This window comes from Microbacterium sp. MAH-37 (assembly GCF_009758255.1).
Lineage (GTDB): Bacteria > Actinomycetota > Actinomycetes > Actinomycetales > Microbacteriaceae > Microbacterium.
The window spans coordinates 312,037-325,555 of the sequence record NZ_WSEN01000007.1; the positions used below are offsets into that span (position 1 = coordinate 312,037).

Consider the following 13,519-nt stretch of genomic DNA (forward strand, 5'->3'; position numbering starts at 1 on the left):
GTGCCGGCCGGAGCAGGCAACCGCTCAAGTGTATTACATGTTTTGAGTGAACTCTGACACCGTGCGCTCCGAGAGGGTTCGCGCCTCGTCTGTGGATGGTCCTGGTTCGTCCACGAACACCGCTCCGCGGTAGTACTGCAGCTCCCGGATCGACTCCAGAATGTCGGCGAGAGCACGGTGCCCGCCGTCCTTCGCAGGTGCGTTGAAGAACACCCGGGGGTACCAGCGCCGGGACAGCTCCTTGATGCTCGACACGTCGACGTTGCGGTAGTGCAGGTACTGGTCGAGCTCTGGCATGTACTTCGCGAGGAACATGCGGTCGGTGCCGATCGTGTTGCCGGCGAGCGGTGCCTTGCGCTCCTGTGGCACGAAGCGGCGGATGTAGGCGAGAGTCTGCTCGGTCGCCTCGGCGAGGGAGACGCCCCGGGGGATCTCCTCGATGAGACCGGAGGTGCGGTGCATCTCGGTCACGAAGTCGTTCATGTGCTCGAGCGCAGCGTCGCTGGGCCTGATCACGATGCTGAATCCGGGGTCGAGGGGCTTCAGAGTGAAATCCGTGACGACGACGGCGATCTCGACGAGCTCATCGACCGCGAGGTCGAGTCCGGTCATCTCGCAGTCGATCCAGACGAGCCGGTCGTTCTCAGACGCAGAAACCATGGTGTCCATCCTAATGACGGGTACGGACACCGCTATTTGGCCCCCCAGGCACGATTCGAACGTGCGACCGGCGACTTAGAAGATCGATGCTCTTCCGCTGAGCTACTGGGGGTAGACCTCTAGCGTACCCGGACTCAGCGGTCCGAATCATCGTGGCGTCGGGCCGCGCGCCATTCACGGTTGTACTGCGCGCGGCGTTCCCGGCAGGGATGGCAGTCGCATCCCCTCCGGCCCTTCGCGCCCCCGCCGTGGGGAACCGGCCGGCGTGGCGGTACGGTCACGATGATGGCAGGGACCTCGCGCCCCTCAGCGAGCATGTGCTTTCGGTGGTCCCCGCGCGCAGCCGTGCGACGACGATGGCAGTTCGCGCAGACGACCTCGCATTTCGCGATCTCCTGTTCGATGCTCTTCCACGACCGTGTCGATGCACCGACCGCGCGCGTGATCTCGAATCGCTTCTCGAACTCGGGCAGATGATCGAAATCGAGGACGACCGGATCGGGCTCACCGCAATCACTGCATGGGTGAACGGCGAGGTAGGCGATCATCCGCTCGAAGTTGCAATGGCGATGGGCGGCCTGCACCTGCCGAAGACGTTCGCCGCTGCTCGGCATGAGACTCAGAAGCGCAGAGCGGCCACGGCGTCGTCGGCGGCCCAGAACTCGCCGACCAGGCGGAAGGTGCCGGTGGCCGTATTCAGGCGTTCGGCGCGATAGCGGACGCCGAGAGGGTCGGCGACGATGCGGAGATGACCGCGGATGGCACCCCGCTCGTCGATCACGCGCCAGAGCTGGTCTCCGGCACGCTGAAGCGTCTCGCGCCCGGGTCTGATCGCGGGCGCGGTCCAGGGCAGGGCGAGTGCGGGTGTTCCGGTGGGGTGTTCGGCGGTGATCATGATGTCGTCTCCTCTCACCTTCGAAGATAGGGACGGCCTCCGACATCGCCTCGGCGGATGTGCGACGGGATCGCGTGATCCCTACACTGTGCTGGTGGCGTGGACGACCTGGCTCTCTCTGCTGGTCGCGTGCGTCGTGATCAGCTTCACGCCGGGCGCCGGTGCGATCAACACCATGACCAATGCGCTGAATCAGGGGTGGCGCCGCTCGCTCTGGGGTGTGGCGGGGCAGCAGGCGGCGCTGATCGTGCACGTCGTGATCGTCGCAGCGGGTGTCGGACTGCTGGTCGCCAGGTCACCGTTCCTGTTCGAGACGATCCGCTATCTCGGTGCCGCCTACCTGGTGTTCCTTGGAGTGCGGCTGATGCTCACCAAGCCGAAGGCGGGGGAGGACGGCATCGTCGCGCCGGTGTCCCGCGAGGGCGGCTGGTCGATGTTCCGCCGGGGCTTCTGGGTGAACCTGCTGAATCCCAAGGCGATCGTCTTCTTCATCGCCTTCGTCCCGCAGTTCATCCGCCTGGACCAGGACCCGCTGCCGCAGTATCTGATCCTGATCACGACGGTTATGATCGTCGACGTCCTCGTGATGTGGTTCTTCTTCGCCGCGGCCGCGAAGTCGTTCCGGCGCTTCACCGCGAGCCTGCGCGGCCAGCGGGTGCTGAACCTCGTGTTCGGGGCGCTCTTCATCGGCGTCGCCGCCCTGCTCCTGTTCGTGCACTGACCTCCGGCTCCACTCGTCCTGCACATCCCGCCGATCCCGCGGACTCTGCACAGTCACGGGTTTTCCGGCATCCGGCTCGGGGCGCCGCGGTGCACGCTGGTGCGATCCGGGCAGCGACCCGGGCTCACGAAGGAGAACGACATGTCCGACACAGTGACGATCCTGGGCAACGTGGCCAGCGATCCGCTGCGCAACACGACGAACCGCGGCGACGCCGTGATCAGGTTCCGCCTGGCGTCCCCGAACCGCTGGCTCGACCGCAGCACCGGTGTCTGGAACGAGGGGGAGACCAACTGGTACGACGTCTCGGCATTCCGGCAGCTCGCAGAGAACGTGAGGTCCTCGCTGCACAGCGGCGATCCGGTCATCGTCACCGGGCGGCTCAAGGTGCGCAAGTGGGAGGCCAACGGCAAGTCCGGCACCTCGGTCGAGATCGAGGCGGACGCGATCGGGCACAACCTGAAGCACGGCGCCAGCGCGTTTGTCAAGCCGCACCGCGCGCCGGCGCCGGAGGCCGGGGATCGCTTCGCGCCACCCTCTGACGAGGATGCGCCGGATGCCGCCGACGCGGCGGCCGCATGGTCAGTGCCGGCCGACGATGCGAGCGAGGACGGCAGCGAGGACTCGACCGAGGAGACGACGGCGTCGCACGCCGAGCTCCTCCCGACGTGATCCGCGCCGACACGATCCCCGCGGCTGAAGCCGGGCGCCTCCGGGACCCGAACCCGGAGGCGCCCCCTCCTAGAATCAGAGGGTGCTTCGTGGACCGTCCGCCGTCCCGCGTCGTGGCGCACCCGTCGCGGTGCTGCTCGCCGGGATGCTCGTCATGACGGCCTGTACGCCCGCGACGTCGTCGGATCCGACGCAGCCTGCGACCGCAACATCTCAGGCGAAGCCGTCGCCGCAGCCGACAGCCACGTCTCCCGAACTGCATGCCGAAGGCACGGCCGCCGACAACCTCCCGCTGTTCACCGAGATCACCAGCCGCGTCTGGTCCACCGAGAAGCGGGCCGAGGGGCGCGCATACATCGATGCGCTCGTCGCCGCGGGGTTCCCGCGCGAGCGGATGCAGGTCACCGAGGACGAAACCACGGTCGGCAATCCGGTCGAGAGCCTGCAGTTCTCGGTGGCGTGGGGCGATGCGGAGTGCCTGGTCGGCCAGGTCGGGCCGTCTACGGGCGAGCCCGTCACCGCGGTCCTGCCACAGCTTTCGGAGGGGCGCTGCCTCGTCGGCACGACGAGGTCGATCGACTGGTGAACCCGCCCGGCCGCGGGCCGGGCTCGCGCGACAGCGAAGGCCGGTAGGCTGGTGTGTCGGTGTGCGTCGGCACCGCAGACGCACATCCCACATGCACACCCGCCGAAAGTAAGGGGCTCCTCCGTGGCCGAGTACATCTACTCCATGGTCCGCGCACGTAAGGCCGTGGGCGACAAGCTCATCCTCGATGACGTGACGATGGCGTTCCTGCCCGGCGCGAAGATCGGCATGGTCGGCCCGAACGGCGCCGGAAAGTCGACGATCCTGAAGATCATGGCCGGCCTGGACACGCCGTCCAACGGCGAGGCCAAGCTCACTCCCGGCTTCACGGTCGGGATCCTCATGCAGGAGCCCGAGCTCGACGAGTCCAAGACCGTGCTGGAGAACATCCAGGACGGCATCGCGATCAAGGCGAAGGTCGACCGCTTCAACGAGATCTCCGCGCTGATGGCCGACCCCGACGCCGACTTCGATGCGCTGCTCGCCGAGATGGGCACCCTGCAGGAGGAGATCGACGCCGCCGACGGCTGGGACCTCGACTCCCAGCTCGAGCAGGCGATGGACGCGCTGCGCACCCCTCCGGGGGATGCCGAGATCGCACCGCTCTCCGGTGGTGAGAAGCGCCGCGTCGCCCTGGCTAAGCTGCTGCTGCAGAAGCCCGACCTGCTGCTGCTCGACGAGCCCACCAACCACCTCGACGCAGAGAGCGTGCTCTGGCTAGAGCAGCACCTGCAGTCCTACAAGGGCGCGGTCATCGCCGTCACTCACGACCGCTACTTCCTCGACCACGTCGCCGAGTGGATCGCCGAGGTCGACCGTGGTCGTCTGATCGGCTACGAGGGCAACTACTCGACCTACCTCGAGAAGAAGGCCGAGCGCCTCGACGTCCAGGGCAAGAAGGACGCCAAGCTCGCCAAGCGTCTGAAGGACGAGCTCGAATGGGTGCGCTCCAGCGCCAAGGGTCGTCAGACGAAGTCGAAGGCCCGTCTGGCCCGCTACGAGGAGATGGCTGCCGAGGCGGAGCGGACCAGGAAGCTCGACTTCGAGGAGATCCAGATCCCCGCCGGTCCTCGCCTGGGCAACGTCGTCATCGAGGCGAAGAACCTGCAGAAGGGCTTCGGCGACCGCACCCTCATCGACGGCCTGAGCTTCAGCCTGCCGCCGAACGGCATCGTCGGCGTCATCGGCCCGAACGGTGTCGGAAAGACCACGCTGTTCAAGACGATCGTCGGCCTCGAGCCCCTCGACGGCGGCGACCTGAAGATCGGCGAGACGGTCAAGATCAGCTACGTCGACCAGTCCCGCGCCAACATCGACCCGAACAAGACGCTGTGGGAGGTCGTCTCGGACGGCCTCGACTTCATCACGGTCGGCAAGATCGAGATCCCCTCGCGCGCCTACGTGTCGAAGTTCGGCTTCAAGGGACCGGACCAGCAGAAGAAGGCCGGCGTCCTCTCCGGTGGTGAGCGCAACCGCCTGAACCTCGCCCTGACGCTCAAGGAGGGCGGCAACCTGCTGCTGCTCGACGAGCCGACCAACGACCTCGACGTCGAGACCCTGAGCTCGCTCGAGAACGCACTGCTCGAGTTCCCCGGCTGCGCCGTGGTGATCACCCACGACCGCTGGTTCCTGGACCGCATCGCCACGCACATCCTCGCGTACGAGGGCACGGACGAGAACCCGGCCCAGTGGCACTGGTTCGAGGGCAACTTCGAGTCCTACGAGGCCAACAAGATCGAGCGCATGGGCCCGGAGGCCGCACGCCCGCATCGCACCACCCACCGCAAGCTGCACCGCGACTGATCCCCACGCCCCACTCCGGACATCGCTTCGCGCTGTCCGGAGCCTCCGGGGCGCGGGGCCCCTGTCGAGGCCGGCGCATCCGGCAGAAGGAGACGATCCTGACTGAGCACCTGCACCTCCCCGTGCACCTGCGCTGGGGAGACCTCGACGCCTACAACCACGTCAACAACACCTCGATGCTGAAGCTGCTCGAGGAGGCGCGGGTGCGCGCGTTCTGGGTCCCCGGCGACGGCGAGGACGCCCCGCCGACCGCGATCCTCGATCCCGGCATCAGTCAGGGCATGCTCACGCTCGTGGCGAGGCAGGAGATCGAGTACGTCGCGCCGGTGCCCTATCAGCGGCATCCGCTCGACGTGGAGATGTGGTTCGGCAAGATCGGCGGCTCCAGCATGGAGGTCTGCTACGAGGTGTACAGCCCGATCGCGGCGGCCGGGCGCACGCTCTACGCGCGCTCGACGGCCGTGATCGTGCTGGTGGACGCGGCGAGCGGCCGCCCCACCCGCATCACGCAGGAGATGCGCGAGGCGTGGGGCCCGTACGTCGACGAGCCGATCCGCTACGCGCACCGCTGACGCCGGCCCTTCGGCCGGGCGGCGTCAGTCGCCGGACGGCACCCGGATCATGATCTCCTGGGCGACGCTGGCCACCAGCATGCCTTCCCTGGTGTAGATCCGACCGGCGGCGAGACCGCGTCCTCCACGGGCGTTCGGCGACTCCTGAACGTAGAGCAGCCATTCGTCGACCCTGGCCGGCCGGTGCCACCACATCGCGTGGTCCAGGCTCGCGACCTTCAGGCCGTGCTCGGCCCAGGACAGGCCGTGTGCGCGCAGAATCGACTCCTGGATGGACATGTCGCTGAGGTAGGCGAGCGAGGCGCGGTGCAGGCTCGGCGCGTCGGGCAGAGGGGCGCGCATCCGCATCCAGACCGCCTGCGCAGCCACACGCTCGGCTCCCGCCTCGACGTAGATCGGCCCGTCGACGTGACGCATGTCCACGGGACGGTCGGTGAGCATGCGCTGCGACAGCGGGTGGTTGCCGGGGGACAGCGCCTCGTCGTTAGCGAGGCCGTCTGGGGCCGGAATGCCGTCGGGCATCGGCGCCGCGTGCTCGAGGCCCGGACCGTCATCCTGGAACGACGCGATCATCGAGAAGATCGGCACGCCGTTCTGGTACGCCTGGGCGCGCCGGGTGGAGAACGAACGGCCGTCGTGGATGCGGTCCACCGCGATCGTGATGCCCTTGGCAGCGTCTCCCGGCCGCAGGAAGTAGCCGTGCATCGAGTGCAGGATCCTGCCCTCTGCGACGGTGCGCTCGGCGGCGATCACGGACTGGGCGAGAACCTGCCCGCCGTAGATCCGGCCGGTCGGCATGGGATGCGAGATGCCGGTGAAGATGTCCTCGGTCGTCCGTGCACCCGACACGTCCAGAGCGAGCACCCGCAGCAATCCGTCGACCGTCTCCTGCGCGTCCATCGCCTGCCTTTCGTTCGATGACACCGGCCGGGTCGGCTCGGGGCACCGATGGATAGTCTAGATGTCGTGCCTCCTCGTCTCGTCCTCGCCGATGCCCACACCGCCCAGGACGTGCTGACCTTCCTCGGCCGCTCCCGGGCGATCTCCGACGACGGAGTGCGGCTGCAGGCCGCGAACGGCGTGCTCGCGCTCACCGCGGCAGCGCTGGCGCCACAGGGGCTCTTCGACCGCACGCCGACCGTGCTGGCCATGCGCATCGTGCACGCCGATCCGGAGCTCGAGTGCGATCTGGTCGTGGATGACCTGTCGGACACCGACGACGACCGGATGCTGCAGCTGCCACAGACCAGCCGCTCGCCCGCATGGGCGGGCGTCGCTCCGCCGCGCGGCGGCTGGCAGCCCGGTGGCGTGCTGGATGCCTCGACGATCGCGGAACGCTCCCAGTGGGGCATGTCCGCCGTGGCGCGTGGCGCGGGGACGCAGTCCGGCGAGGAGGTCGTGCGCAGCGTCCGTGCGTCCGTCTGGGGCGAACCGGACGAGGACCTGCTCGGGCTGCCGCGCGGAGTCGCGTTCGCCGCACAGGCGTTCGGCTTCCTCTCCGGCGCGGAGCAGGTGCCGGTGACCGTCTCGGGCCGCTGGACGCGCCTCGCGTTCCGCCGCGGTCATGTGCTGAGTCGCGGTCCTGCGGCGACCGGCCTCACCGACGTGCGCGCCACCGGCACAGCCGGCTGACTCCCGTCTACTGCTGCCGCGCAGCCGCGCGGCCCGCCTGGCGCCCGGAGAACAGGCATCCGCCGAGGAATGTGCCCTCCAGCGCACGGTAGCCGTGCACGCCACCACCGCCGAAGCCGCTGGCCTCACCGGCCGCGTACAGGCCGCTGATCGGCTCACCGGAGGCATCCAGCGCCCGGCCGTCGAGGTCGGTCTGGATGCCGCCCAGCGACTTCCTGGTCAGGACGTGCAGCTTCACGGCGACCATCGGTCCCGCGGCAGGATCCTGCAGACGGTGCGGCGCCGCGGTGCGGATCAGCTTGTCGCCGCGGTACGCACGCATCGAGCGCAGCATCCCGATCTGGGCGTCCTTGGTGAAGTCGTTCTCGATCTCGCGATCCCGGGCGGTCACCTCGCGGCGCACGCGATCGAGATCGAGAGCCTCGCCACCGGGCATCGCCGCCATGCGTCCGAGCAGCGTCTCCAGGTCGTCCTCCACGATGAAGTCCGGCCCCTCGTCGAGGAACGCCTGCACGGGGCCGGTCGGCCCCTTGGCCAGCCGTGACTTCAGCAGCAGCTGAACGTCCTTGCCTGTGAGATCGGGGTTCTGCTCACTGCCGGAGAGAGCGAACTCCTTCTCGACGATCTTCAGCGAGGTGACGAACCAGGAATGGTCGTGGCCGGTCCTGCGCAGGTGAGCCAGCGTGCCGAGCGTGTCGAAGCCGGGGAACAGCGGCACGGGCAGCCGCGCGCCGGTGGCGTCAAGCCACAGTGACGAAGGACCGGGCAGGATGCGGATGCCGTGAGAGGGCCACACCGGATCCCAGTTGGTGATGCCCTCGACGTAGTGCCACATCCGGTCTTCGTTGATGAGACGCGCACCGGCTGCGCGGGCGACCTCGTGCATCGAGCCGTCGACATAGGCGGGGACGCCGGTGAGCATGTGCTTTGGGGCGGTGCCGAGCCGTTCGGGCCAGACCTTGCGGACCAGGTCGTGGTTGCCGCCGATGCCGCCGGACGCCACGATCGTCGCCGCCGCGGTGATCTCGAAGCTCCCGACCACCTCGCGACTGCTCTCCTCGCCGCGGTCCGCGGGGCTGTCGGCTAGCACGTCGCCGTGGGCACCCGTGACGGCACCGTCGGTCGTCGTGAGCGCGCTGACACGATGCCGGGGGAGTACGGTGAGCCGGCCGGCCTTCTCCGCCTCGGACAGGGCGTCGACGAAGGGCGCGACGATCCCGGGCCCGGTGCCCCAGGTGATGTGGAAGCGAGGCACGGAGTTGCCGGGTCCTATCGCGCCGTAGCCGCCGCGTTCGGCCCAACCGACGACGGGGAAGAATCCGACGCCGCGCTCACGCAACCAGGAGCGCTTCTCGCCGGCGGCGAACTGCAGGTACGCCTCGGCCCAGCGCCGCGGCCATTCATCCTCGGGACGATCGAAGCCGGCATTGCCGAACCAGTCCTCCCGAGCGAGGTCGAGGGAATCGCGGATGCCCATCCTGCGCTGCTCGGGGGAGTCGACGAGGAACAGCCCGCCGAAGGACCACCAAGCCTGCCCGCCGAGGTTGGACCGCGGCTCCTGGTCGATGAGGGTGACGTGCCTGCCTGCGGCCACGGCCTCGGCCGCGGCGACGAGGCCGGACAGCCCCCAGCCGATGACGAGCACGTCGGTCTCGTGGGTGCGGGGTGACATGGCGACTCCTTCGTCGTCGATGCGGATGGCGGATGCTACGAGGTCAGGCCCAGATCGGGGCGGATCTGCGCCTGCTGGGCAGGGCCGACGCCGGAGGGCTCGAAGGTGTTCACGAGCGAGTGGGCAGCGCGCTGCAGGTAGTCCCAGAACGTCGCATCGTGCAGCGGGGAGAGCTGGGCCTCGTCGAGCGCGGTGCGCATGTGCGTGAGCCAGCGGTCGCGGGCATCCGGATCGACGTGGAAGGGCACGTGCCGCATCCGCAGTCGCGGGTGACCGCGCTGCTCGCCGTAGGTGGACGGGCCTCCCCAGTACTGCTCGAGGAACATCCGCAGCCGGTCCTGTGCCGGCCCGAGGTCGTCCTCGGGGTACATCGGCCGCAGCACGGGGTCGAGCGCGACCTCGCGGTAGAAGACGCTCGCGATCTTCTCGAACGTCTCGTGTCCGCCGATCTCGTCGTAGAACGTCACTTCTTTCCGCCTTCCGTTCCGGCGCCGTCAGGAGTGCCGCCGGTCTTCTTGCGTCGCCAGATGCCGCGCTCCACGGGCGGCACGCCGGTGATCGCGTTGGGGCGGGTCTTGGGCGGGTTCGCGCCGCGCACGCGACGGGCGCCCTCCAAGCCGGTCGGGGCGACCGCGGCCATGCTCGGGACGGCGATCTCCTTCTCGTCGAACGCCTTCTTCAGGCGCGCGCGCAGCTCTTGGGCCACGTCGTCCTTGGCGTTCGCCCTGGTCTTGATCACGACGCGCACCACGAGGGCGTCACCGGCGATGGACTCCAGGCCCCAGATCTCCGGCTTCTCGATGATCCTGGTGCGCCACTTCGGGTCCTTCGCCAGGGCCTGGGCGGTCTCGAGCATCGTCTGCTCGACGTCGTCGAGGTCGCTGTCGACCGGTAGTCCGAGGTCGACGATCACGCGGGCCCAGCCCTGCGACATGTTGCCGATGCGGGTGACCTCGCCGTTGCGCACGTACCAGAGCGTGCCGTTGACGTCGCGCACCTGCGTGATGCGGACGCTGACGTATTCGACGACGCCGGTGGCGAGACCGAGGTCGACGACGTCGCCGATACCGATCTGATCCTCGGCGACGATGAACATGCCGTTCAGCACGTCCTTGACGATGTTCTGGGCGCCGAAACCGAGGCCGGCGCCGACCGCGGCTGTGAGCAGGGTCAGCGAGCCGAGGATGTCCTTGTTGATCACCGTGACGATGAGCACCAGCGCGACGATGACCAGTACCACGTTGACGATGTTCTGCAGGATGGTGCCGAGCGTGCGGGTGCGCTGCACGAGTCGCATGTCGGCGAGAGGCGAGCGCTCCAGCGCGACCGTGTCCGCCACGTCCGCCTTGTTCTTGGCGTTGTCGACGATGCGATGCACCACGCGACGGATGACGAGGCGCAGCACGAAGGCGATCGCGATGCAGACGACCACGATGATCGCGATGTTCAGCAGCTTCCAGCCGACGTCGGTCAGGATCTGGAGCACCTGCTCCCAGACGGTGGCGGGGTCGTCTTTCGCTGCGGCAAGAGGGAGGAACATCATCCCCTCGATTCTACTGATGGGGCCTCTCCGCACGCTGAGTGCGGAGAGGCCTCACAGTGCGAGCAGTTCTCACCATGGGCATCTGTGCCAAAGGGCCCACACGGCCCGGAGGCTCCGATCGGCGCGGAGCGACGGGCGGAGTGGGCCGTGTGGATCAGTCCTCGGCGTCGCGGGACTGCGCAGCGAGGGCGCGCTCCACGTCGGCGAGGTTCTCGTGGACGAGACGGCGCAGCGCAGGTGCGGCATCCTGGTTCGACGAGAGCCACGCGCGCGTGGCATCCCGCAGCTCGACGTTCGCGAGCGACCGCGGGTACAGGCCGACCACGAGGTAGTCGGCGATCTGGTAGGTGCGCGACGTCCAGATCGGCAGCAGCATCTCGAAGTACTTCGGCACGAACTCGCCGAGCACCTTGATGCCCGAGCCGTGCACGAACCCGGCCGCCGCAGCACGCACGATGGTGTTCGGCAGATCGGCGTTGTCCACCAGGGACGTCCAGGCGGCCTGCTTGGCGTCGGCGGTGGGAAGCGCGGCACGCGCCTGCGCGGCGAACTCCGCACCCTTCGAGGTGTTGTCCGCCGCGAGGGCCGCGTTGATGGCGGCGGCATCCGTCGCGCCGGCGGCGGCGAGCCCGACCAGCAGCTGCCAGGACAGGTCGGCGTCGATCTCGAGACCGGGCAGGGCGTCCTCGCCGGAGCGGAGACGGCCGACGATGCCCGCGTGCTCCGGGGTGACCAGGATGTTCGCGAACGCGGTGACCAGCTGCAGCTGGCTGTCGCTGCCGGCGACGGCGCTCTGCGCGAGGGCCCACAGTCCGTCGGCCACCTTCTCACGGGCCGCGGAGCGCCGCTCCGGGGCCACGTACGTCGACGCGGCCAGACCCAGCTGGGCGAGCGTGGTGCGGATGGTCGTGGACTCGGTCTCACGGCCGATGTTGCCCAGCACCAGGTCGATGTAGTCGCTCGCGCTGCTCTCGGCGTCGCGGGTCTGATCCCAGGCGGCGCCCCAGACGAGGGAACGGGCGAGCGGGTCGCTGATGTCGGAGAGGTGCTCGATCGCGGTGGCCAGCGACTTCTCGTCGAGGCGGATCTTCGCGTAGGCGAGGTCCTTGTCGTTCAGCAGCACCAGGGCCGGGCGCTTCAGGCCCTGCAGCTCGGGGATCTCGGTGCGGTCGCCGTCGACGTCGACCTCCACGTAGTGGGTGCGCACGAGAGTGCCGCCGTCGAGGTCGTAGAAGCCGATGCCCAGACGATGCGGGCGGATGGTCGGATAATCCGCCGGCGCGGTCTGCGTGACGGCGAACCGGGTGATGACGCCGCTGGAGTCCTCCGCGATGACCGGGGCGAGAGTGTTGACGCCTGCGGTCTCGAGCCACTTCTTCGACCAGGTGGTGAGGTCGCGGCCGCTGGTGCGCTCGAGCTCGACGAGCAGGTCGCTCAGCTCGGTGTTGCCCCAGGAGTGCTTCTGGAAGTACGCCGAGACGCCCGCGAAGAATGCGTCGATGCCGACCCACGCCGTGAGCTGCTTGAGCACCGATCCGCCCTTGGCGTAGGTGATGCCGTCGAAGTTGACCAGCACATCCTCCAGGTCGTTGATCTCGGCGACGACCGGGTGCGTGGAGGGAAGCTGATCCTGGCGGTACGCCCAGGTCTTCTCCATGGCGTTGAACGTGGTCCACGCCTCGGTCCACTCCGTGGCCTCGGCGGTCGCGATGGTCGACGCCCACTCGGCGAACGACTCGTTCAGCCACAGGTCGTTCCACCACTTCATGGTGACCAGGTCGCCGAACCACATGTGGGCCAGCTCGTGCAGGATCGTGACGACGCGGCGCTCCTTGACGGCGTCGGTCACCTTGCTGCGGAACACGTAGGTCTCGGTGAAGGTCACGGCGCCGGCGTTCTCCATGGCGCCCGCGTTGAACTCCGGGACGAACAGCTGGTCGTACTTGGCGAACGGGTAGGGCACGCCGAACTTCGACTCGAAGTACGCGAAACCCTCGCGCGTCTTGTCGAAGATGTAGTCGGCGTCCAGGTGCTGCCAGAGGCTCTTTCGGCCGTACACGCCGAGCGGGATGACCCGGCCCGAGGCGCTGGTCAGCTCCGAGAAGGTCGCCTCGTAGGGGCCGGCGACGAGGGCGGTGATGTACGACGAGATGCGCGGGGTGGGCTCGAAGCCCCAGGTGGCGATCTGACCGGCCCCTGAGCCCGACGAAGGGTCGTGCACGATCGGCTCGGGGGTCGGCGAGTTCGACACGACTTTCCATGCCGCAGGAGCGGTGACCGTGAACTGGAAGGTCGCCTTGAGATCGGGCTGCTCGAAGACCGCGAACACGCGTCGGGAGTCGGGCACCTCGAACTGGGAGTAGAGGTAGACCTCGCCGTCGACGGGGTCGACGAAGCGGTGCAGGCCTTCACCGGTGTTGGTGTACACGCAGTCGGCGTCCACGACCAGCACGTTCTCCGCCTGCAGGTCGGACAGCGCGATGCGCGAGTCCGCGAACACCGCGCTGGGGTCGAGCTGCTCTCCGTTGAGCGAGATCTCGCGCACGTCGCGGGCCATGAGGTCGATGAAGGTGAAGGCCCCCGGCGTCGCCGTGAAGCGCACGACGCTGCGCGACCCGAACACCTCTTCGCCCTTGGTGAGGTCGAGGGTGACCTCATAGGACTGCGTGTCGATGACGTCGCGGCGCTCCTGCGCTTCGATGCGGGTGAGGTTCTCTCCAGGCACAGCTGTTCTCCCAGTGGTGAGGGGGTGTCGCCACGGTC

At 68.4% G+C, this 13,519-nt stretch carries 14 protein-coding genes and 1 tRNA gene; 6 read left to right on the top strand and 9 right to left on the bottom strand.

The window, feature by feature from the left end:
- Positions 1-33: 33 nt before the first annotated feature.
- The 4 genes from orn to GON06_RS09555 form a co-directional block, all read right to left on the bottom strand.
- Complete coding sequence (gene orn / locus GON06_RS09540) at positions 34-660, bottom strand: oligoribonuclease (RefSeq protein WP_157312061.1); 627 nt, start codon at positions 658-660, stop codon at positions 34-36.
- Positions 661-697: 37 nt separating this feature from the next.
- Positions 698-772: transfer RNA gene (locus GON06_RS09545), tRNA-Arg, on the bottom strand.
- A gap of 22 nt (positions 773-794) precedes the next feature.
- Positions 795-1,274 (bottom strand): hypothetical protein, encoded by a 480-nt coding sequence (locus GON06_RS09550; RefSeq protein ID WP_157312062.1) that lies wholly within the window; start codon positions 1,272-1,274, stop codon positions 795-797.
- 5 nt (positions 1,275-1,279) lie between these two features.
- Entirely contained in the window at positions 1,280-1,555 is a 276-nt protein-coding gene (locus tag GON06_RS09555; RefSeq protein ID WP_232528376.1) for a hypothetical protein, read from the bottom strand.
- 94 nt (positions 1,556-1,649) lie between these two features.
- Here GON06_RS09555 and GON06_RS09560 point away from each other — a divergent pair, with 94 nt between their 5' ends.
- The 5 genes from GON06_RS09560 to GON06_RS09580 all read left to right on the top strand — a co-directional run bounded on the left by GON06_RS09560 (position 1,650) and on the right by GON06_RS09580 (position 5,909).
- Positions 1,650-2,276, top strand: coding sequence for a LysE family translocator (locus tag GON06_RS09560; RefSeq protein WP_332837346.1), 627 nt, complete (start codon positions 1,650-1,652; stop codon positions 2,274-2,276).
- Between the two features lie 141 nt (positions 2,277-2,417).
- Complete coding sequence (locus GON06_RS09565; RefSeq protein ID WP_157312063.1) at positions 2,418-2,948, top strand: single-stranded DNA-binding protein; 531 nt, start codon at positions 2,418-2,420, stop codon at positions 2,946-2,948.
- An 82-nt stretch (positions 2,949-3,030) separates the two neighbouring features.
- Positions 3,031-3,534, top strand: a complete 504-nt coding sequence (locus tag GON06_RS09570; protein WP_332837347.1) for a DUF6993 domain-containing protein — start codon at positions 3,031-3,033, stop codon at positions 3,532-3,534.
- A gap of 123 nt (positions 3,535-3,657) precedes the next feature.
- The gene (gene ettA, locus GON06_RS09575) at positions 3,658-5,337 is read left to right on the top strand and encodes an energy-dependent translational throttle protein EttA (RefSeq protein WP_332837348.1); all 1,680 of its coding nucleotides are present in this window, start codon (positions 3,658-3,660) and stop codon (positions 5,335-5,337) included.
- A gap of 122 nt (positions 5,338-5,459) precedes the next feature.
- Positions 5,460-5,909 carry an acyl-CoA thioesterase gene (locus GON06_RS09580; protein WP_332837349.1) on the top strand — a complete coding sequence of 150 codons (450 nt, stop codon included), beginning with the start codon at positions 5,460-5,462 and terminating at the stop codon, positions 5,907-5,909.
- Between the two features lie 24 nt (positions 5,910-5,933).
- On the opposite strand, the gene GON06_RS09585 is transcribed toward GON06_RS09580, so the two are convergent.
- Positions 5,934-6,809, bottom strand: a complete 876-nt coding sequence (locus GON06_RS09585) for an acyl-CoA thioesterase (protein WP_157312064.1) — start codon at positions 6,807-6,809, stop codon at positions 5,934-5,936.
- Positions 6,810-6,875: 66 nt separating this feature from the next.
- Here GON06_RS09585 and GON06_RS09590 point away from each other — a divergent pair, with 66 nt between their 5' ends.
- On the top strand, positions 6,876-7,541 hold the full coding sequence (locus GON06_RS09590; protein WP_332837350.1) for a hypothetical protein: 666 nt from the start codon (positions 6,876-6,878) through the stop codon (positions 7,539-7,541).
- A gap of 7 nt (positions 7,542-7,548) precedes the next feature.
- On the opposite strand, the gene GON06_RS09595 is transcribed toward GON06_RS09590, so the two are convergent.
- The 4 genes from GON06_RS09595 to pepN form a co-directional block, all read right to left on the bottom strand.
- Positions 7,549-9,213: an FAD-binding dehydrogenase gene (locus GON06_RS09595; protein ID WP_157312066.1), complete on the bottom strand. Its 1,665-nt coding sequence runs from the start codon at positions 9,211-9,213 to the stop codon at positions 7,549-7,551.
- A 35-nt stretch (positions 9,214-9,248) separates the two neighbouring features.
- Entirely contained in the window at positions 9,249-9,680 is a 432-nt protein-coding gene (locus tag GON06_RS09600; protein ID WP_332837351.1) for a globin, read from the bottom strand.
- Entirely contained in the window at positions 9,677-10,756 is a 1,080-nt protein-coding gene (locus GON06_RS09605) for a mechanosensitive ion channel family protein (protein ID WP_157312067.1), read from the bottom strand. The genes GON06_RS09600 and GON06_RS09605 overlap by 4 nt, the downstream gene beginning before the upstream one ends.
- A 154-nt stretch (positions 10,757-10,910) precedes the next feature.
- Complete coding sequence (gene pepN, locus GON06_RS09610) at positions 10,911-13,481, bottom strand: aminopeptidase N (RefSeq protein WP_332837353.1); 2,571 nt, start codon at positions 13,479-13,481, stop codon at positions 10,911-10,913.
- Positions 13,482-13,519: the final 38 nt, after the last annotated feature.

What these genes read in the sequence shown, in the direction of transcription:
- orn (WP_157312061.1), bottom strand. Translation starts at nt 660, where the DNA reads ATGGTTTCTGCGTCTGAGAACGACCGGCTCGTCTGGATCGACTGCGAG.
- GON06_RS09550 (WP_157312062.1), bottom strand. Translation starts at nt 1,274, where the DNA reads ATGCCGAGCAGCGGCGAACGTCTTCGGCAGGTGCAGGCCGCCCATCGC.
- GON06_RS09555 (WP_232528376.1), bottom strand. Translation starts at nt 1,555, where the DNA reads ATGATCACCGCCGAACACCCCACCGGAACACCCGCACTCGCCCTGCCC.
- GON06_RS09565 (WP_157312063.1), top strand. Translation starts at nt 2,418, where the DNA reads ATGTCCGACACAGTGACGATCCTGGGCAACGTGGCCAGCGATCCGCTG.
- GON06_RS09585 (WP_157312064.1), bottom strand. Translation starts at nt 6,809, where the DNA reads ATGGACGCGCAGGAGACGGTCGACGGATTGCTGCGGGTGCTCGCTCTG.
- GON06_RS09595 (WP_157312066.1), bottom strand. Translation starts at nt 9,213, where the DNA reads ATGTCACCCCGCACCCACGAGACCGACGTGCTCGTCATCGGCTGGGGG.
- GON06_RS09605 (WP_157312067.1), bottom strand. Translation starts at nt 10,756, where the DNA reads ATGATGTTCCTCCCTCTTGCCGCAGCGAAAGACGACCCCGCCACCGTC.